The organism is Streptomyces sp. NPDC054866 (assembly GCF_053610745.1).
In genome coordinates, this window is record NZ_JBSGZA010000010.1 from 61104 (window position 1) to 78907 (window position 17804).

The following is a 17804-nucleotide window of genomic DNA, read 5'->3' on the forward strand; positions in this document are numbered from 1 at the left end:
ACCCACCCGTCAGCCGGGCGTCGCACGACGCCCGGCTGACCTGCGTAAACACGGGAGTGTGTTCGTGAACTTCAAGCGCCGCGCCGCCGCGGCAGCAGCAGTGATCGCCGTCGCCGGAGCCGGTCTCGTCACCGTCCAGGCCACCGCGGAAGCAACCCAGCCCGTGCAGTCCCGGCCGAAGGACTGCCCCTCGCTCACCGTCAGCAAGGGCTGGTACGGCGAGAACAAGGCCAGGCTTCAGAAGATGATCGATACGTACGGGAAGTGCGGCGAGCGCCACGGCCGAGGCGCGGCCAAGCGCGTCGCCACCTTCGACTGGGACAACACGGTCATCAAGAACGACGTCGGCGACGCCACCATGTTCTGGCTCCTGCGCAACAGCAAGATACGTACGCCGAAGAACACCGACTGGCACACCACGAGCCGCTATCTCACCGACCCGGCGGCCAAGGCCCTCGCCAAGGCCTGCCCCGCCGACGGCGCCACCCTCCCCACGCGCCGCGACACGGACTGCGCCGACGAGATCGCCTCCGTCTACAGCGAGGGCACGACCACCGGCGGCGACACGGCCTTCGCCGGCTTCGACCACCGCCGCATGGAACCCCAGTACGCCTGGCTCGCCCAGCTCACCCGCGGCTGGTCCACCCACCAGGTCAAGGGCTTCGCCGCCGCGGCCCGCAAGGAGAACCTCGCCGCGCCCATCGGCACCGAACAGCGCGTCGGCAGCGGCGAGTTCACCGGCTGGGTCCGTTACTACGACCAGCAGCGCGACCTGATCCGCACCCTCAAGAAGGCCGGATTCGACGTCTACGTGGTCTCCGCGTCACCCGAGCCGGTCGCCGAGGTGTGGGCGAAGAGCGTCGGCGTCGACGCCCGTCACACCATCGGCATCCGCAACGTCGCCGCACACGGGAAGCTGACGGCCCATCTCAAGGGCTGCGGCACCGTCAAGGACGGCGACGACTCGATGATCACGTACATCGACGGCAAGCGCTGCTGGATCAACCAGGAGATCTACGGGGTCCGGGGCGCGGCCGCCGAGAAGGTCCAACCGGCAGCCCAGCGCCAGGTGTTCGCGGCCGGTGACTCCGACACCGACATCTCCTTCCTGCGCGACGCCACGGCTCTGCGCCTCGTCCTGAACCGCAACAAGAACGAGCTGATGTGCCGCGCCTACGACAACGGCGACGGCCGCTGGCTGGTGAACCCCATGTTCATCGAGCCCAAGGGCAAGCTTGCCGAGCCGTACCCGTGCGCGAGCACCGGCTACACCGAACGGAACGGCGAGGAAGGGCCCGTGCGCCGCGCCGACGGGTCCGTGATCCCCGACCAGAAGGACACGGTGCATGGGGCCTGACCTGGCACGGAAGATTGATGTACGGTCCATGCGCATGCGCAACAGACATGCCTTGGCGTTGACGCTGGCCACGGCCGCCACTCTGGCAGCCGTGCCCGCGTCGCTCCCCGCGGCCGCCGCCACGCCCGCGAACTCCCCGAACTCCGCCGCTGCGAAGGCCCGTTGCCCGCAGCTGTCCAAGAAGCTGACCTGGTTCGGCGACAACCGTGACCGGCTCCAGCGGATGATCGACGAGCGCGGACGCTGCGGTTCCCACCGGGGGCACGCCCCTCACGACCAGAAGCGTCCCGTCGCCGCCTTCGACTGGGACAACACCGTCGTCAAGAACGACATCACCGACGCGACGATCGCCTGGGCCCTGCACCACGACAAGATCCTGCGTCCCGCCACCTGGAAGTCCACCAGCAAGTGGATGACGGACGACGCCGACAAGGCGCTCACCCAGGCATGCGGCACGAAGGTGCCGGTCGGCAAGCCGCTGCCCACCTCCACCGACACCGACTGCGCGGATGAGATCTTCGAGGTCCGCGAGGACGGGAAGACGATGAGCGGCGCGGCCGCCTTCGCGGGGAAGTGGGACCACCGGCACACCGTCCCGCAGTACGCCTGGGTGCCCCAGCTCTTCGCCGGACACACCATCCCCGAACTGGAGTCCTACGCCGCGAAGGCCCGCAAGGAGGCGCTGGCCGCCCCCGTCGGCGCCACCCAGACCGTCGGCACGCACACCATCCCCGGCTACGCCCGCTACTACGACCAGCAGCGCGACCTCATCCGCACGCTCAAGAAGGCCGGGTTCGACGTCTACATCGTCTCGGCGGGCTCGGAGCCCGTGACCGAGGTGTGGTCGAAGAGCGTCGGCATCGACCGCGAGCACACCATCGCCATCCGCTCCGTCCTCGACCGCAAGGGCCGGATCACGCCCTGGAACGAAGGCTGCGGCAACGTCCCCGTGAACAAGGGCGAGGCCATCCCGTACATCGACGGCAAGCGCTGCTGGATCAACCAGGAGATCTTCGGCGTCAAGGGCAAGTCGGCCTGGGACAAGCAGGACCGGGCCCACCGCATCGCGCTCGGCGGCGGCGACGCCGACACGGACGTGACGTTCGTCGGCGACGCCACGGGCGCCCATCTCGTCCTGAACCGCGAGAAGAACGAGTTCATGTGCCGTGCGTACGACAACGCGGACGGCCGCTGGGTCGTGAACCCCATGTTCATCGAGCCCATGAAGCAGAAGCCGGACCTCTACCCGTGCTCGACGGCCGCGTACAACGCACCGGACGGCAGCAAGGGCCCGGTCCTGCGCGACGACGGCTCGGTGGTGCCCGATCAGGAGGACGCGGTGTTCTGACTGTCCGGCTGTTCTGATCTTCACGGCACGTCCTAGAGTGCCGGGATGAGCATGTCGCCCCCTCCCGGCTGGTACCCGGACCCGTCGGCCCCGCCCGCACAGCACGTCGAGCGCTGGTGGGACGGGTCCGCGTGGACCGAGCACCGGCGTGCGCCCGAAGCGCCCCAAATGGGCCAGGCGCAGCCGGGGTTCGGCCCGCCGCAGCCGGTGCGGCCGACGGGTTCCGGCGGAGGCGGCCGGGCCAAGGTGGTGGCGCTGGCCACCGCCGGGGTCGTCCTGGTCGCCTCGATCGTCACCGGCGTGGTGCTCCTGGGCGAGGACGACGGCGAGCCGCAGGTCGAGGCCCCCGTGCCCGGCACGTCGGAGCCGGTGGACCCGCCGTCACCGACCTCGCCGACCCCGACCACATCGGCGCCCGACCCCGACCCCTCCACCCTCGTCGACCAGCTCAACGGCATCACGCTCCCCGTACCCGACGGCTGGGAGAAGGCCGACAGCACGGTCGGCGGCGATCCGACCGTCCGCACCCCGGACACCTACGACTGCCCCGGCGAGGGCAGCCTCTGCCGCCACGGCACGGTGTACTCACGCACGTCGACCGCGACCGACGAGCGCTCGCCCAAGGCACTGGCGCTCAGGGACATCAAGGACGCGGCCGACCGTGCGTACGACGAGGACAAGGTCGGCATGCAGCCCTTCGGCGGCATCGCGAGCCACGAGAAGGTCAAGGAGGGGACCGTCGCGGTCGCGGGCCGCTCCGGTTACCTCGTGCGCTGGCGGGTCCGCACCGAGAAGGGCCCCGGCGGGTACGTCCAGTCGCTGGCCTTCCCTTCCAGCGTCGGATCCGAGGCGATGGTGATCGTCCGCTTCGCGATCGACGCGCGGACCGGCGAAGGCGCGCCGCCGCTCTCCGACATGGACGAGATCACCAAGGGGATCCGCCCGGTCGGCGGCGGAGAGACCAGCGGCGGCGTGGGCAACAGCGTGGACGCGACGCCGCCCTGATGGGGCTCCTCAGAGGAAGGTGTGGCCCTCGCCGCGATACGTCGGGACGGTAGCCGTCACGCGGTCGCCCTCGACGAGGTGCAGCGCGTCGAACCGCTCGCACATCTCCCCGGCCTTGGCGTGCCGGAACCACACCTTGTCGCCGATCGACAGGTCGTCGGCGGGCGCGCCGAGCAGCGGCGTCTGCACCTCGCCCGCGCCTTCCTGCGGGTCGTAGCGCAGGCCTTCCGGGAGGTACGGCACCGGGGAGCGGTCGGGGCCCGCGGCACCCGAGGCGGGGTAGCCGCCGCCGAGCACGGTCACGGTGCCCGCGCCGGGGCGGCGCACGACGGGCTGGGCGAACAGCGCGGCCGGACGCCCGCTGAACGATGTGTAGTTGTCGAAGAGCCGCGGTACGTACAGGCCCGACCCCGCGGCGATCTCGGTCACCGCCCGCTCGGCCGCGGTGTGCTGCACACTGCCGGTGCCACCGCCGTTGACGAACTCCAGGTCCGGCGCGACCGCCCGCACCGCGCGGATGGTCTCGGCCCGCCGCGCCACGAGTTCCTTGCGGGCGGCGGCCTGCATCAGCCGGATCGCCCGGGAGCGCGCGGGATGACCGGCGACCGCGTCACCCACCCCCGCCACATGACCTTCGTACGCCATCACGCCCACGAGCCTGAAGCCGGGCCGCCGGGCCACGGCGCGGGCGAGGGCGGCGACTTGGACGGGGGAGTGCAGGGGCGACCGCAGCGCGCCGATCCTTACCCGCCCCCCGAGGACCTTGTAGGCGGTGTCCAGTTCCAGACAGACCCGCACCTCTTCGCGCCCGCCGTTCCTGGCCTCGTCGATGAGCCGCAGCTGCGCGGGGTCGTCGATCACCACCGTCACCGAGGACGCGAGCTTCGGGTCGGCGGCGAGCTCGGCGAAGGCGGCGCGGTCGGCCGAGGGATAGGCGAGCAGGACGTCGTCGAACCCGGACCGCGCGAGCCACAGGGACTCGGCGAGCGTGAAGGACATGATCCCGGCGAAGCCGTCGCGGGCCAGGACACGTTCGAGCAGGGCCCGGCAGCGCACGGACTTGCTCGCGAGGCGGATCGGCTTTCCGCCGGCCCGGCGCACGAGGTCGTCGGCATTGGCGTCGAATGCCTCCAGATCGACGATCGCGACGGGGGCGTCGAGGTGTGCGGTGGCCCGGTCGTAGCGGGCCCGGTCTGCTGCACGGGAGGTCATGGCCGAAGCCTGCCAGACGGGATTACCCGAGGGTAGGGGGATGATCCGGGCAGATCGCCCGGGGCCCAGGACTGGTTCCCGCACGACCGGAATCTGCCCTTAGAGTTACGCGCAGAAGAGCGAGGAAACGGGGGGTGCATGGGCACGGAAGCGCGACGGGCCCCAGTCCCGCCACGTCCCACGACTCCACCCCCACCGCCGGGCCCGCCCTCGTCCCTGCCCCCTCCCGCTCCGTCGGCCCGCTTCCCGGACGTGCGTCCGCAGACGGCCGCCGATCCGGCGCCGGAGGACTCGCCATCGCCATCGCCATCGTCAGCCGACGCTGACAGGGACTCCGTCCTGGGGGACTTGCTCGCACCCTTCGACCGGGTGCGGATGCCGGGGCGGTCGGTGGCACTGGACGCGAACGACGCGGGATACGCAGGCAACCAGGACAACCTGGACAGGGCGGACAACGCGGGCGACGCGGATATCGCGGGCGACGCGGCCGCCGGGGCTCAGGAGTCGCCGCCCCCGCCGCCCGCGTCGGCGCGCTTCCCCGACGCCCCGCCGTCAACGACGACAGGGACGCGCGCGCGTCCCTCGGAGCCCACCGCCCCGGATGCTGTTCCGCCCCCGCCGCTGCCTGCTGCCCCGCCGCGCGTGGGCGCCCCGGATGCGGAGGCGGAATACCCCCTGCGCCCTCCGATGCCTCCGGTGCCGTCGTCGGCCCCGGGACGGCTGGCGGAACCTGTGCCGTTCTCGGAGCCGATGACGGCGGGCATACCCGTGCCCGACCCCGCAGCCGCGTCGCCAGAGAAGGCTGACCGTCGGGACAGTCCGGCCACGCGCCCCAACTCCGCACACCCCGCTCCGGAACCCGGCCCCGTACCCGGCGAGTCCGTGGAGGCAGCTGAGCCTTGGGACAGTCCGGCCAAGCGGCTCAAGTCTGCGGACCCCGCTCCGGGACCCGGCCCCGCGCCTGACTCCGTGCCCGGTACGTCCGGTGAGACGCCTGAGCTCTGGGACGCGCCCGGCACGCGGCTCAGGTCTGCGGGCCCCGCTGCGGAACCCGGCCCCACGCCTGGCTCCGTACCCGGTGCGTCCGTGGGGACGCCTGAGCTCTGGGACGTGCCCGACTCCGTACCCCGTGCGTCCGTCGATGCGGCTGAGGTGCGGGACGGGCGTGACGCGCGGCTCCCGTCCGCGTCGGCCGCTCCGCCCGCCGCGGCCCCTCTGTCCAGCGGTGAGAGCAGGATCTCCGTCCCTGCGGTCTCTCCCGCCCACGCACATGCCCGCACCCCCAAGCCCATATCCACGCCCGCCCCCGCCCCCGCCCCTTCCCCCCGAACGGCCGCCGCCCGCCGTGCGGTTGGTGCCGTCGATCTCACCCCCGGCCCCGGAGCCGGGCGGCCCTTCGTTTCGTTCGCCCGGCCCGCGTTGTACGACGACAGCACCACCCGGCTGCGTCCCGTCCGCACCTGGGTGCAGCCCCGCGTGACCGCCGCGGCTGCCTGTGTCGTGCTCGGCCTCGGGCTCATCGCGGGCGCGGCCACCGGGAGTTGGCTGACCGGGGGCTCCGAAGGGACGGGCGCCACGCGGAGCGCGTACGCCGTGGCGGGCGAGCTCTGGCACAGCGTGCCCGTCGACCAGCTCTTCCCTGCCACGATCAAGGGAGAGGGCGCCGGACCCGGCGGAGCCGACCGCACCTGGACCCGCGTCGCCGTCGCCCCCGACTCCCACTGCAAGAGCGCCTTCGACCCCCTCCTGCGCAAGGCGCTCGCCCCCGCGGGCTGCCTCCGGCTGCTGCGCGCCACGTACACGGACGCGACCCGCAGCCATGTCACCACCGTGGGCCTGCTGTTCACCAAGGCCGACGCCGACGCGATGCGCTCGCTGCGCACCCGCTTCACGGAGGAGGGCCTCGACCGGCGCCCCGACCTCATGCCACGGCCGTACGCGGCCAAGGGCACCCCCGCCGCCGACTTCGGCGACGCCCAGCGCGCCTCCTGGACCGTGTCCGTGCTGCCGGACGCCCCCGTCGTCGCCTTCTCCGTCTCCGGCTTCGCCGACGGCCGCGCGGTCACCGAACCGGAGCCCGCCGACGAGGCCATGAAGACCTCCGCCACCTCCGCCCCCGCCCAGGCGGGTCTCGGCCACGAGGCGAAGGGCATCGCCGATCGCGTGGAGCGGCGCCTTCGCAAGACCATCGCGGCCACGGAGAAGCCCTCATGAGAACCCGTCAGCCGGTCGTCGCCGCCTTCGTCGCCGCCCTCGCCGCGTCGCTCGCCCTCCTGCCCGCGACCGCCCACGCCGACGACGGCATACGCGCCCAGCAGTGGGCCCTCGACGCCATGCACACGAGCCAGGCCTGGCAGACCACCAAGGGCAAGGGCATCACCGTCGCCGTCCTGGACACCGGCATAGACGGCGAGCACCCCGACCTCGCCGGCAGCGTCCTCGAAGGCAAGGACATGGTCGGCTTCGGCGCGAAGAAGGGCGACCGCCCCTGGGCCCGGCACGGCACCGCCATGGCCGGCATCATCGCGGGTCACGGACACGGCGAGGGCCGCGGGGACGGCGTGCTCGGCATCGCGCCCGAGGCCAAGATCCTGCCGATCCGCGTAATCCTGGAGGACGGGGACCCGGACAGGACGAAGGCCCGCAACACCCGGGGCAACGCCCTCGCCGACGGCATCCGCTGGGCCACCGACCACGGCGCCGACGTCATCAACCTCTCCCTGGGCGACGACTCCAAGTCCGCCCACCCGGAGCCCGCCGAGGACGCCGCCGTCCAGTACGCCCTGAAGAAGGGTGCCGTCGTCGTCGCGTCGGCGGGCAACGGCGGCGAGCGCGGCGACCACATCTCGTACCCCGCGGCCTATCCCGGCGTCATCGCCGCCACCGCCGTCGACGAGAGCGGCGACCGTGCCTCTTTCTCCACCCGCCGCTGGTACGCCACGGTCAGTGCCCCCGGCAAGGACATCGTCATCGCCGACCCCGACCGGGAGTACTACGAAGGCTGGGGCACCAGCGCCGCGTCGGCGTTCGTCTCCGGCGCCGTCGCCCTCATCCGCGCCGCCCACCCCGGCCTGACCCCGCCCCAGATCAAGCAGCTCCTGGAGGACACCGCCCGCGACGTACCGAGCGGCGGCCGCGACGACTCACACGGCTTCGGCTTCATCGACCCGGCGGCCGCGATCGCCGAGGGCGGCAAGAAGAAGCCGGACGGACTGAAGTCGGCGGCGTACGCAAAGAAGTACTTCGGCCCGGGCCCGGACGCGGCCGGGGACGACGGAGGGCCCGCAGGCTGGGTGGGCCCGGTGGCGGGCGGCATTGGCGTGACGCTCTTGGTGGCGGCGGTGTACCTGTGGCGCGGGCGCCGGGGGAGCGGTCGGGGCTCTGTGAGGTAGGGATGGGGTCACGGTGGCGGGGGCTGGACCGTGGCGGACGAAGGCGATGGCAGCCTCGTCGGCTGGGTGGGTCTCGGCGGCGGGCGCCACTGGCGCGGCGCTTTTGGTCGCGGCGGTCTCTCTCTGGCGGGGCGTCGGGGGAGCGGTCGGGGCTCTGTGCGGTAGGGGTGGGGCCGTGGTGGATGGGGGCGACGGCAGCCTCGCGCCGACGGGTTGGGCCACGGTGGCAGGGGCTGGACCGTAGCGGACAGGGACGACGGCAGCCCCGTCGGCTGGGTGGGGCCCGGTCGCGGGCGGTATTGGCGTGGTGCTTCTGGTCGCGGCGGTCCATCCCTGGCGTGGCCGCCGCCGGGGCCCGTCCCGGCACCGCCCGATAAGGGCCGGGCCGCGGTCGATAGGCTCAGGGCCGTGGCGAACAAGAACATCCCGGACCCCGGCTTCTCCGATGACGACGGGTCCGGTGATCCCCGGCTCACCACGGCCCTGGCTGCCTGGGCCGAGGACCGCACGGCTCACGGCCCCGTCCTGGAGGCGCTCACGGGTGCTCGGCTGCTCGTCCCCGTCGTCGCCGTGCTCGGCGAGGTCGAGGAGGACGAGAACGGGCTGCGCCGCGAGAAGTCCAGCGACATGGCCGTGCCCACCCTGAAGGCGGGCGACCGCAAGGCGCTGCCCGCGTTCACCTCGACCCAGGCCCTCGCCCTGTGGGACCCGGAGGCCCGGCCCGTCGCCGTCCCCCTGCACCAGGCGCTCCAGGCCGCCGCGCACGAGCAGGCCGACACGATCGTCCTCGACCTCGCGGGACCCGTCCCCTACGAGATCAACCGGCCCGCCCTCATCGCCCTCTCCGAGGGCCGCCACACCCGGGACCCGCTCGCCGACCCCGCCGTCACGGCCGCCGTGCGCGCGTCCGTCGCCGCCGAGCCCGCCGTTCTGCGCGCCTACCTCGGTGCGGGCACCGCGGACGGCACCCTCGCGCTCGTCATCGACCCCTCGGCGGACCCGGCCGAAGCCGCCCAGCGCGTCGCCCGGCACATCGCGGCCGACGAAACACTGAGGGCCCGCCTGGTGAGCGGCCTCGACCTGGCACTGCTGCCTGCCGAGGCGACGCCACCGGGCGAGCCCTTCTACGTACGTCCGTGAATTACGTACGTCCGTGAATCACGTACCCATGTGAGTCCTCAGCCGAAGACCGGGCCCGTGTACTTCTCGCCCGGGCCCTGGCCCGGCTCGTCCGGCACATCGGACGCCTCACGGAAGGCCAGCTGCAGCGACTTCAGGCCGTCGCGCAGCGGGGCCGCGTGGAAAGAGGAGATCTCCGTGGCGCTCGCGTCCATCAGACCGGCGAGCGAGTGGATCAGCTTGCGGGCCTCGTCGAGGTCCTTGTGGCCCTCGCCGCCCTCGGCGAGTCCGAGGTTCACGGCCGCGGCGCTCATCAGGTGGACGGCGACCGTGGTGATCACCTCGACCGCGGGGACGTCCGCGATGTCACGGGTCAGGGTGTCGAAGTCGGGGGAATCGGGGGCCGAGCCGGTGGCGGACTCGGGGGTGGGGGTCGCGTCGCTCATGTCCCATACGATATGCGGAGCCCCACCGGGAGTACGCCGGGGGAGTCCGCGAGGACCGTTCGGCACCGTCGGTTAGCCCCACCCCCGCGGACCTGCTAACCTTGTGTAACGACCGGCCGGACACTCGCGTGCCACGCAGAGACCCGGCCCACAAGTGGAGGCTCCGCTTCCCACCTGGTCGCTCCCCGGAGCGGCGGGTCACCGGTCAGGCGGCCGCAGTCCCCGAGACTACGGCAGGCCCGAGATGCGCCCCGCGATCACCGCGGAGGTGCTCCGGTAGTAATGGAGCCCCTTCCTGTGATCGGTTGGGGCATTTTTTATGTACTCACTCGGTTGGTCGAGATAACAGACGTAACGCGGCTGTCCGCCAGACCGCCGCGTGGTGCTACCGAGGAGGATCCATCAGCGCCGAGCCCCGCATCAACGACCGGATTCGCGTTCCCGAGGTGCGACTTGTCGGTCCCAGCGGCGAGCAGGTCGGGATTGTTCCGCTTGCCAAGGCCCTGGAGCTCGCACAGGAGTACGACCTCGACCTGGTCGAGGTGGCGGCGACTGCCCGCCCGCCCGTGTGCAAGCTCATGGACTACGGGAAGTTCAAGTACGAGTCGGCCATGAAGGCCCGTGAGGCGCGCAAGAACCAGGCGCACACGGTCATCAAGGAGATGAAGCTCCGGCCGAAGATCGACCCGCACGACTATGACACCAAGAAGGGTCACGTCGTCCGGTTCCTCAAGCAGGGCGACAAGGTCAAGATCACGATCATGTTCCGTGGTCGCGAGCAGTCCAGGCCGGAGCTCGGCTACCGACTGCTGCAGCGTCTCGCGAACGACGTCGAAGACCTCGGGTTCATCGAGTCGAACCCGAAGCAGGACGGCCGAAACATGATCATGGTCCTCGGTCCGCACAAGAAGAAGACCGAAGCCATGGCCGAGGCTCGCGAGGCCCAGGCGGTCCGCAAGGCGGACGCGAAGGCCAACCCGGGCCGCTCGCAGAACGCCGTCGCGGAGGAGGCCGACAAGGCTTCCGCCGAGGACGCCGCTGAGGCCGAGGCGCCCGCCGAGGAGCCCGCAGAGGCCTGATCCGGGACGCGCCTCCCACGCGCGCCCTGGTGACTATCGATACATCTGACGCTCCCTGCCTCCGGTTCGCAGGAACCGGAAACGGCAGGGAGTGCCACTGACGAGGAGAGAACGGCGCTATGCCGAAGAACAAGACGCACAGCGGTGCCAGCAAGCGCTTCAAGATCACCGGCTCCGGCAAGGTGCTCCGTGAGCGCGCCGGCAAGCGCCACCTGCTCGAGCACAAGTCGTCCCGTCTGACGCGTCGCCTCAGCGGCAACGCCGAGATGGCCCCGGGCGACGCCAAGAAGATCAAGAAGCTTCTCGGCAAGTGAGTCCAGGCGCACACCGCGCCTGAACTCTGACCGGGACCCAATCGATACCGGGTCGTGTGAGTCCAACCACGGCCCCGCTACAAGGAGTTAACAAGTGGCACGCGTCAAGCGGGCAGTCAACGCCCACAAGAAGCGTCGGGCGATCCTCGAAGCCGCCAGCGGCTACCGCGGTCAGCGCTCGCGCCTGTACCGCAAGGCCAAGGAGCAGGTCACCCACTCCCTGGTCTACAACTACAACGACCGCAAGAAGCGCAAGGGCGACTTCCGTCAGCTGTGGATCCAGCGCATCAACGCCGCTGCCCGCCAGAACGGCATGACGTACAACCGCCTCATCCAGGGTCTGAAGGCCGCCAACATCGAGGTGGACCGCAAGATCCTCGCGGAGCTCGCCGTCAACGACGCGAACGCGTTCGCCGCGCTCGTCGAGGTTGCGCAGAAGGCTCTGCCGAGCGACGTCAACGCCCCGAAGGCCGCCTGACGCTGCGCTGAGCTTGAACGTGATCGGACCCGCAAGCCTGTGGCTTGCGGGTCCGATTGCGTCCGTTGTCCGTCGACCGCGGGCCGCATTGGGCTGGTCGCGCAGTTCCCCGCGCCCCTGACGGGCGCTCTCTCCGAGGTGAATTACATGGTTGCCAGCCCCGAGCTGATCTCCCCCAAGTCGCCCCGCGTCAGCGCCGCCCGGCGGCTGGCCAAGCGGAACTTTCGGGGGAAGGAGCAGCTGTTTCTCGCCGAGGGGCCGCAGGCCGTGCGGGAGGCCGCCGCGTACGGGGACACAGCCGACACCCTCGTCGAGCTGTTCGCCACCGTCGAGGCCGCCGAGCGCTACGCCGACATCGTGGGGGAGGCCCGTGCCGCGGGGGCCCGGGTGCACCTCGCCGACGAGGACGTCATCGCCGACATCTCCACGACCGTCACGCCGCAGGGGCTCGTCGGTGTCTGCCGGTTCATCGACACCCCTTTCGACAGCATCCTCGCCGCCCGGCCCAAGCTGGTCGCCGTCCTCGCGCACGTCCGTGACCCCGGGAACGCCGGCACCGTACTGCGGTGTGCCGACGCGGCGGGGGCCGACGCCGTCGTCCTGACGGACGCCTCCGTGGACCTCTACAACCCCAAGTGCGTGCGCGCGTCGGTCGGTTCGCTGTTCCACCTGCCCGTCGCCGTCGGCGTACCCGTCGAGCGGGCCGTCCAGGGGCTGAAGGACGCGGGCGTACGCATCCTGGCCGCCGACGGAGCGGGCGAGGACGACCTCGACGACGAGCTCGACAAGGGCACCATGGGCACGCCGTCCGCCTGGGTCTTCGGCAACGAGGCCTGGGGGCTCCCGGAGGAGACCCGCGCACTCGCCGACGCCGTGGTGCGCGTTCCGATCCACGGCAGAGCCGAAAGCCTCAACCTCGCGACGGCGGCGGCCGTGTGCCTCTATGCCTCCGCCCGTGCACAGCGTGCGGCTGGAGGGTGCCGTTCCGTCACTCCCAGCTAGTAGGGTGACGGGCTCGGAGGCCTCCTGCGCCGGTCCGAGAGGTGGGGTACGGGGAATGAGCATCGGCACGAGCAGATCACCGGGAGTACAGGACATCCTGTCCACTCGCGCGGACCATGGCGCCCTCGGTGACCTCGGCTGCCTCGGTGTCGACCCGGACGACCTGCCCGACGGCCTCGTCGTCGCGGACGAGACGGGTCAGGTCATCTGCTTCAACGCCGCGGCCGTACGCATCACCGCGGTGCACGCCGACGAGGCCCTCGGCGCGCCGCTGGAGCGGGCCCTTCCTTTAGAAGACCTCGAAGGCCGCCGCTGGTGGCAGCTGACCGATCCGTACGGCGGCCTTGCCACCCGCTTCGCACAGCCCGAGCGCAATCTCCTGCTCCCCGGCGGGCGTGAGGTCCTCGTCTCCGCGCGCTACGTGCGCACCGCGCCCACCGGCCCCGTCCGCCGCGTCGTCGTCTCCATCCGCGACACCGAGGCCCGCCGCCGCACCGAGCGCAGCCACGCGGAGCTGATCGCCACCGTCGCCCACGAGCTCCGCTCGCCCCTCACCTCCGTGAAGGGCTTCACGGCGACGCTCCTCGCCAAGTGGGAGCGGTTCACCGACGACCAGAAGAAGCTCATGCTGGAGACGGTGGACGCCGACGCCAACCGCGTCACGCGGCTCATCGCCGAGCTCCTCGACATCTCCCGCATCGACTCCGGGCGGCTTGAACTGCGCCGTCAGCCCGTCGACATCGGTGCCGCCGTCGGCCGCCACATCCAGGCCCATGTCGCATCAGGCCAGGACGCCGACCGCTTCCTCGTGCGGATACAGCAGCCCATGCCCGACCTCTGGGCCGACCCCGACAAGATCGACCAGGTGCTCAGCAACCTGCTGGAAAATGCGGTGCGGCACGGCGAGGGAACCGTCACCATCGACGTGGCACCTTCGTCGTCCCCGCGCGAGCGGGGCGGGGCCGAGACGGCCGTGACCGTGAGCGACGAGGGAAGCGGCATTCCGGAGGAATCGATGGGCCGTGTCTTCACCCGCTTCTGGCGGGGCAGCAAGCGCGGCGGGACGGGACTCGGCTTGTACATCGTGAAGGGCATCGTGGAAGCGCACGGCGGGACGATCACCGTCGGCCGCGCGCCCGGTGGCGGCGCCCAGTTCCGATTTACGTTGCCTGTGGGCACTCCGGCGTATCTCCTCTGATCCCCTCACCGATCAGTCCTTGATCCGCCCGAGCACCGCCCGCGGGCTCATTCACCTGCGTCACCCCCGTTAGACTCGATCCTTGGCACGTTTGCGTCCCTGATCTGTGGACGATTCGTCTCCGAGTCGTAGACGGGGACCATCACCAGCCAACCGGAAGCACGGGAAGAGATGTCGGCACCGAACAAGTCGTACGACCCTGTTGAGGTCGAGGCACTGAAACCTGAAGAGATCGAGCGCATGCGGGACGAGGCGCTCGCCGCCTTCGCCGCCGCGGGCGACCTCGAACAGCTCCAGGAGGCCAAGGTCGCGCACACCGGCGGCACCTCGCCGCTGGCCCTCGCCAACCGCGAGATCGGAGCGCTGCCCCCGCAGGCCAAGGCCGAGGCCGGCAAGCGCGTCGGCATGGCGCGCGGCGCGGTCAGCAAGGCGCTCGCCGCCCGCCAGACCGAGCTCGAGGCCGAGCGCGACGCCCGGGTGCTCGTCGAGGAGGCAGTGGACGTCACGCTGCCGTACGACCGCGTCCCGGCCGGTGCCAGGCACCCGCTGACCACGTTCATGGAGCGCGTCGCGGACGTCTTCGTCGCCATGGGCTACGAGATCGCGGAGGGCCCCGAGGTCGAGGCGGAGTGGTTCAACTTCGACGCCCTGAACTTCACCCCGGACCACCCGGCCCGGCAGATGCAGGACACCTTCTTCGTCGAGGGCCCGAAGGGTACTGAGGGCGACGAGTCCGGTGTCGTGCTGCGCACCCACACCTCCCCGGTGCAGGCCCGCGCGATGCTCGACCGCGAGCCGCCCGTCTACATCGTCTGCCCCGGCCGTGTGTACCGCACGGACGAGCTGGACGCGACGCACACCCCGGTCTTCCACCAGATCGAGCTGCTCGCCGTGGACGAGGGCCTGACCATGGCCGACCTCAAGGGCACCCTGGACCACATGGTCCAGTCGCTCTTCGGCGCGGACATGAAGACCCGCCTGCGCCCGAACTACTTCCCGTTCACCGAGCCGTCCGCCGAGATGGACATGGTCTGCTACGTCTGCCGTGGCGAGTCCGTGGGCAACCCCGACCGCCCCTGCCGCACCTGCGGCAGCGAGGGCTGGATCGAGCTGGGCGGCTGCGGCATGGTCAACCCGAAGGTGCTCACCGCCTGCGGCGTCGACCCCCAGAAGTACAGCGGATTCGCCTTCGGGTTCGGCATCGAACGGATGCTGATGTTCCGCCACAACGTCGAAGACATGCGAGACATGGTCGAGGGTGACGTCCGGTTCACCCGGCCCTTCGGGATGGAGATCTGATGCGGGTCCCGCTTTCCTGGCTGCGGGAGTACGTCGATCTCCCCGCCACCGAGACCGGCCGTGACGTGCAGGCCAAGCTGATCGAGGTCGGCCTGGAGGTCGAGACCGTCGAGCAGCTCGGCGCCGGCCTCACCGGCCCCCTGGTCGTCGGCAAGGTCCTCACCATCGAGGAGCTGACGGAGTTCAAGAAGCCCATCCGCTTCTGCACCGTCGACGTCGGCTCCGCCAACGGCACCGGCGAGCCGCAGGAGATCGTCTGCGGCGCGCGCAACTTCGCGGTCGGCGACAAGGTCGTCGTCGTGCTGCCCGGCGCCGTCCTGCCCGGCGACTTCAAGATCGCCGCGCGCAAGACGTACGGCAAGACCTCGCACGGCATGATCTGCTCCGGCGACGAGCTGGGCATGGGCGACGACGGAAGCGGCGGCATCATCGTCCTTCCGCCCGAGCACGAGGCCGGCACCGACGCGATCAAGCTGCTCGAACTGGTCGACGAGGTCCTGGACATCGCCGTCACGCCCGACCGCGGCTATGCCCTGTCGATGCGCGGCGTCGCCCGCGAGGCCGCCATCGCGTACGGCCTGCCGCTGCGCGACCCGGCGCTCCTGGACGTGCCCGCGCCGAACGCCCTCGGCTACCCCGTCAAGATCTCCGACCCGATGGGCTGCGACCGCTTCACCGCGCGCACGGTCACGGGCCTGAAGCCCGAGGCCCGCTCGCCGATCTGGCTGCGGCGCCGCCTGCAGAAGGCGGGCATGCGCCCGATCTCGCTCGCCGTCGACATCACGAACTACGTGATGCTGGAGCTCGGCCAGCCCCTGCACGCCTACGACCGCTCCCGCATCCAGGGCACCATCGGCGTGCGCCGTGCCGAGCAGGGCGAGAAGTTCACGACGCTCGACGGCGCCAAGCGCGTCCTCGACGCCGGGGACCTGGTCATCACCGACGACCGCGGCCCGATCGGCCTCGCGGGCGTCATGGGCGGCGCGAACACCGAGATCGCCGACCACGAAGAGGCCGCCGGTACGACCGACGTCGTCATCGAGGCCGCGCACTTCGACGCGATCTCCATCGCCCGCACGGCCCGGCGCCACAAGCTGCCCTCCGAGGCGGCCAAGCGCTTCGAGCGCGGCGTCGACCCGCAGGCCGCGTCCGCCGCCGCGCAGCGCACGGTGGATCTCCTCGTCCTGCTCGCGGGCGGCACCGCCGAGTCCGGGGTCACCGAGGTCATCGCGCCCTCCGCGCCGCACACGATCACCATGCCCGCCGACCACCCGGACAAGGTCGCCGGCGTGGAGTACGGCCGCGAGACCGTCGTGCGCCGCCTCCAGGAGGTCGGCTGCGACGTCTACGGCCAGGACGCCCTGACCGTCACCGTGCCGTCCTGGCGTCCCGACCTCGCCGAGCCGAACGACCTCGCCGAAGAGGTCATCCGGCTCGAGGGGTACGAGAACCTCCCGTCGACGCTGCCCAAGCCCCCCGCGGGCCGCGGCCTGACCGACCGGCAGCGGCTGCACCGCCGGTTCGGCCGTGCCCTTGCCGGAAGCGGATTCGTCGAGGCGCCGAACTACCCGTTCATCGGTGAGCAGGCCTTCGACCAGCTGGGCCTGGAGCCCGGCGACCCCAAGCGCAGGGTCGTGAAGCTGGTCAACCCGCTCTCCGACGAGGAGCCCGCTCTTCGTACGACGCTGCTGCCGGGGCTGCTCGGCGCGCTGCGCCGCAACGAAGGCCGCGGCAGCCACGACCTGGCGCTCTTCGAGACGGGCCTGGTCTTCCAGCCGCGTGAGGAAGCCCGCGTCGCGGTGCGTCTTCCCGTCGACCGCCGACCCACGGACGAGGAGATCGCCTCCCTGACCGAGGCGCTCCCCGTGCAGCCGCGGCACGCCGCCGTCGTCCTCTCGGGCGCCCGCGAGCAGGCCGGCTGGTGGGGCAAGGGCCGTCCGGCCGATTGGGCCGACGCGGTCCAGGCCGCGCGCGCCCTCGCCGCCGAGTCGGGCACCGAACTGCTCGTGCGCCAGGGGCAGTACGGCCCGTGGCACCCGGGCCGGTGCGCCGAGCTCGCCGTCGTGATCGACGGCGCCGAGCAGGTCATCGGGTACGCGGGCGAGCTGCACCCGCGCGTCGTCAAGACGCTCGGTCTGCCCGCGCGCACCTGCGCGATGGAGCTCGACCTGGACCGTCTGGAGGACGCCGGAGCCGGTGTCCCGCAGGGTCCGAAGATCTCCACCTTCCCGGTCGCCACGCAGGACGTCGCGCTCGTCGTCGACGGGGGCGTCCCCGCCGCCGACGTCGAGAAGGTGCTGCGTGAGGGCGCGGGTGAACTCCTCGAGTCCATCCGCCTGTTCGACGTCTTCACCGGCGAGCAGATCGGTGCGGGCAAGAAGTCCCTCGCGTACGCGCTGCGCTTCCGCGCGGCCGACCGCACGCTGACCGTCGACGAGGCCTCCGCGGCCCGTGACGCGGCCGTCGCCCTGGCGGCCGAGCGGACCGGCGCGGTGCTGCGCGGAGCGTAGTCACCGCCAGTAGTCGCCGCCAGGCGCACAAGAGGCGCAAAGAAG

General features: G+C 71.6%; 15 protein-coding genes. 13 read left to right on the forward strand and 2 right to left on the reverse strand.

What is annotated here, in order from left to right; translation table 11 throughout:
• Positions 1 to 64: 64 nt before the first annotated feature.
• Genes ACWGI2_RS36600 through ACWGI2_RS36610 form a run of 3 tightly spaced genes read left to right on the forward strand, consistent with a single transcriptional unit; the run spans position 65 to position 3710 of the window.
• The gene (locus ACWGI2_RS36600; protein WP_453700170.1) at positions 65 to 1357 is read left to right on the forward strand and encodes a haloacid dehalogenase-like hydrolase; all 1293 of its coding nucleotides are present in this window, start codon (positions 65 to 67) and stop codon (positions 1355 to 1357) included.
• 34 nt (positions 1358 to 1391) lie between these two features.
• The gene (locus tag ACWGI2_RS36605; RefSeq protein ID WP_453700171.1) at positions 1392 to 2705 is read left to right on the forward strand and encodes a haloacid dehalogenase-like hydrolase; all 1314 of its coding nucleotides are present in this window, start codon (positions 1392 to 1394) and stop codon (positions 2703 to 2705) included.
• 45 nt (positions 2706 to 2750) lie between these two features.
• Complete coding sequence (locus ACWGI2_RS36610) at positions 2751 to 3710, forward strand: DUF2510 domain-containing protein (RefSeq protein WP_453700172.1); 960 nt, start codon at positions 2751 to 2753, stop codon at positions 3708 to 3710.
• Between the two features lie 9 nt (positions 3711 to 3719).
• Here the strand turns inward: ACWGI2_RS36610 and ACWGI2_RS36615 are convergent, their stop codons facing one another.
• Positions 3720 to 4922 (reverse strand): amino acid deaminase/aldolase, encoded by a 1203-nt coding sequence (locus tag ACWGI2_RS36615; protein WP_453700174.1) that lies wholly within the window; start codon positions 4920 to 4922, stop codon positions 3720 to 3722.
• Positions 4923 to 5270: 348 nt separating this feature from the next.
• Between ACWGI2_RS36615 and ACWGI2_RS36620 the strand changes: the two genes are divergently transcribed.
• The 3 genes from ACWGI2_RS36620 to ACWGI2_RS36630 all read left to right on the forward strand — a co-directional run bounded on the left by ACWGI2_RS36620 (position 5271) and on the right by ACWGI2_RS36630 (position 9454).
• Entirely contained in the window at positions 5271 to 7136 is a 1866-nt protein-coding gene (locus ACWGI2_RS36620; RefSeq protein ID WP_453700175.1) for a hypothetical protein, read from the forward strand.
• Positions 7133 to 8314, forward strand: a complete 1182-nt coding sequence (mycP, locus tag ACWGI2_RS36625; protein ID WP_453700177.1) for a type VII secretion-associated serine protease mycosin — start codon at positions 7133 to 7135, stop codon at positions 8312 to 8314. Before ACWGI2_RS36620 ends, mycP begins: the two co-directional genes overlap by 4 nt.
• Positions 8315 to 8722: 408 nt before the next feature.
• Positions 8723 to 9454: an SseB family protein gene (locus ACWGI2_RS36630; RefSeq protein ID WP_453700178.1), complete on the forward strand. Its 732-nt coding sequence runs from the start codon at positions 8723 to 8725 to the stop codon at positions 9452 to 9454.
• 38 nt (positions 9455 to 9492) lie between these two features.
• Here ACWGI2_RS36630 and ACWGI2_RS36635 read toward each other — a convergent pair whose 3' ends face one another.
• Positions 9493 to 9879, reverse strand: a complete 387-nt coding sequence (locus tag ACWGI2_RS36635; protein WP_160503909.1) for a DUF1844 domain-containing protein — start codon at positions 9877 to 9879, stop codon at positions 9493 to 9495.
• 401 nt (positions 9880 to 10280) lie between these two features.
• Here ACWGI2_RS36635 and infC point away from each other — a divergent pair, with 401 nt between their 5' ends.
• The 7 genes from infC to pheT all read left to right on the forward strand — a co-directional run bounded on the left by infC (position 10281) and on the right by pheT (position 17759).
• Positions 10281 to 10958 carry a translation initiation factor IF-3 gene (infC, locus tag ACWGI2_RS36640; protein WP_453399647.1) on the forward strand — a complete coding sequence of 226 codons (678 nt, stop codon included), beginning with the start codon at positions 10281 to 10283 and terminating at the stop codon, positions 10956 to 10958.
• Between the two features lie 119 nt (positions 10959 to 11077).
• Positions 11078 to 11272: a 50S ribosomal protein L35 gene (rpmI, locus tag ACWGI2_RS36645; RefSeq protein WP_135330421.1), complete on the forward strand. Its 195-nt coding sequence runs from the start codon at positions 11078 to 11080 to the stop codon at positions 11270 to 11272.
• Positions 11273 to 11366: 94 nt separating this feature from the next.
• Positions 11367 to 11750: a 50S ribosomal protein L20 gene (gene rplT, locus ACWGI2_RS36650; protein ID WP_003970214.1), complete on the forward strand. Its 384-nt coding sequence runs from the start codon at positions 11367 to 11369 to the stop codon at positions 11748 to 11750.
• 147 nt (positions 11751 to 11897) lie between these two features.
• A complete protein-coding gene (locus ACWGI2_RS36655; protein WP_453399450.1) occupies positions 11898 to 12752 on the forward strand; it encodes a TrmH family RNA methyltransferase in 855 nt (284 codons plus the stop codon).
• 55 nt (positions 12753 to 12807) lie between these two features.
• Entirely contained in the window at positions 12808 to 13950 is a 1143-nt protein-coding gene (locus ACWGI2_RS36660; RefSeq protein ID WP_453700180.1) for an ATP-binding protein, read from the forward strand.
• Positions 13951 to 14121: 171 nt separating this feature from the next.
• On the forward strand, positions 14122 to 15249 hold the full coding sequence (gene pheS / locus ACWGI2_RS36665) for a phenylalanine--tRNA ligase subunit alpha (RefSeq protein WP_453399452.1): 1128 nt from the start codon (positions 14122 to 14124) through the stop codon (positions 15247 to 15249).
• A complete protein-coding gene (gene pheT, locus ACWGI2_RS36670; RefSeq protein WP_453700182.1) occupies positions 15249 to 17759 on the forward strand; it encodes a phenylalanine--tRNA ligase subunit beta in 2511 nt (836 codons plus the stop codon). The genes pheS and pheT overlap by 1 nt, the downstream gene beginning before the upstream one ends.
• The last annotated feature ends 45 nt before the right edge of the window (positions 17760 to 17804 follow it).

Coding starts and splice junctions, on each gene's coding strand:
- ACWGI2_RS36605 (WP_453700171.1), top strand. CDS start 1,392: ATGCGCAACAGACATGCCTTGGCGTTGACGCTGGCCACGGCCGCCACT.
- ACWGI2_RS36610 (WP_453700172.1), top strand. CDS start 2,751: ATGAGCATGTCGCCCCCTCCCGGCTGGTACCCGGACCCGTCGGCCCCG.
- ACWGI2_RS36615 (WP_453700174.1), bottom strand. CDS start 4,922: ATGACCTCCCGTGCAGCAGACCGGGCCCGCTACGACCGGGCCACCGCA.
- mycP (WP_453700177.1), top strand. CDS start 7,133: ATGAGAACCCGTCAGCCGGTCGTCGCCGCCTTCGTCGCCGCCCTCGCC.
- ACWGI2_RS36635 (WP_160503909.1), bottom strand. CDS start 9,879: ATGAGCGACGCGACCCCCACCCCCGAGTCCGCCACCGGCTCGGCCCCC.
- rpmI (WP_135330421.1), top strand. CDS start 11,078: ATGCCGAAGAACAAGACGCACAGCGGTGCCAGCAAGCGCTTCAAGATC.
- ACWGI2_RS36655 (WP_453399450.1), top strand. CDS start 11,898: ATGGTTGCCAGCCCCGAGCTGATCTCCCCCAAGTCGCCCCGCGTCAGC.
- ACWGI2_RS36660 (WP_453700180.1), top strand. CDS start 12,808: ATGAGCATCGGCACGAGCAGATCACCGGGAGTACAGGACATCCTGTCC.
- pheS (WP_453399452.1), top strand. CDS start 14,122: ATGTCGGCACCGAACAAGTCGTACGACCCTGTTGAGGTCGAGGCACTG.
- pheT (WP_453700182.1), top strand. CDS start 15,249: ATGCGGGTCCCGCTTTCCTGGCTGCGGGAGTACGTCGATCTCCCCGCC.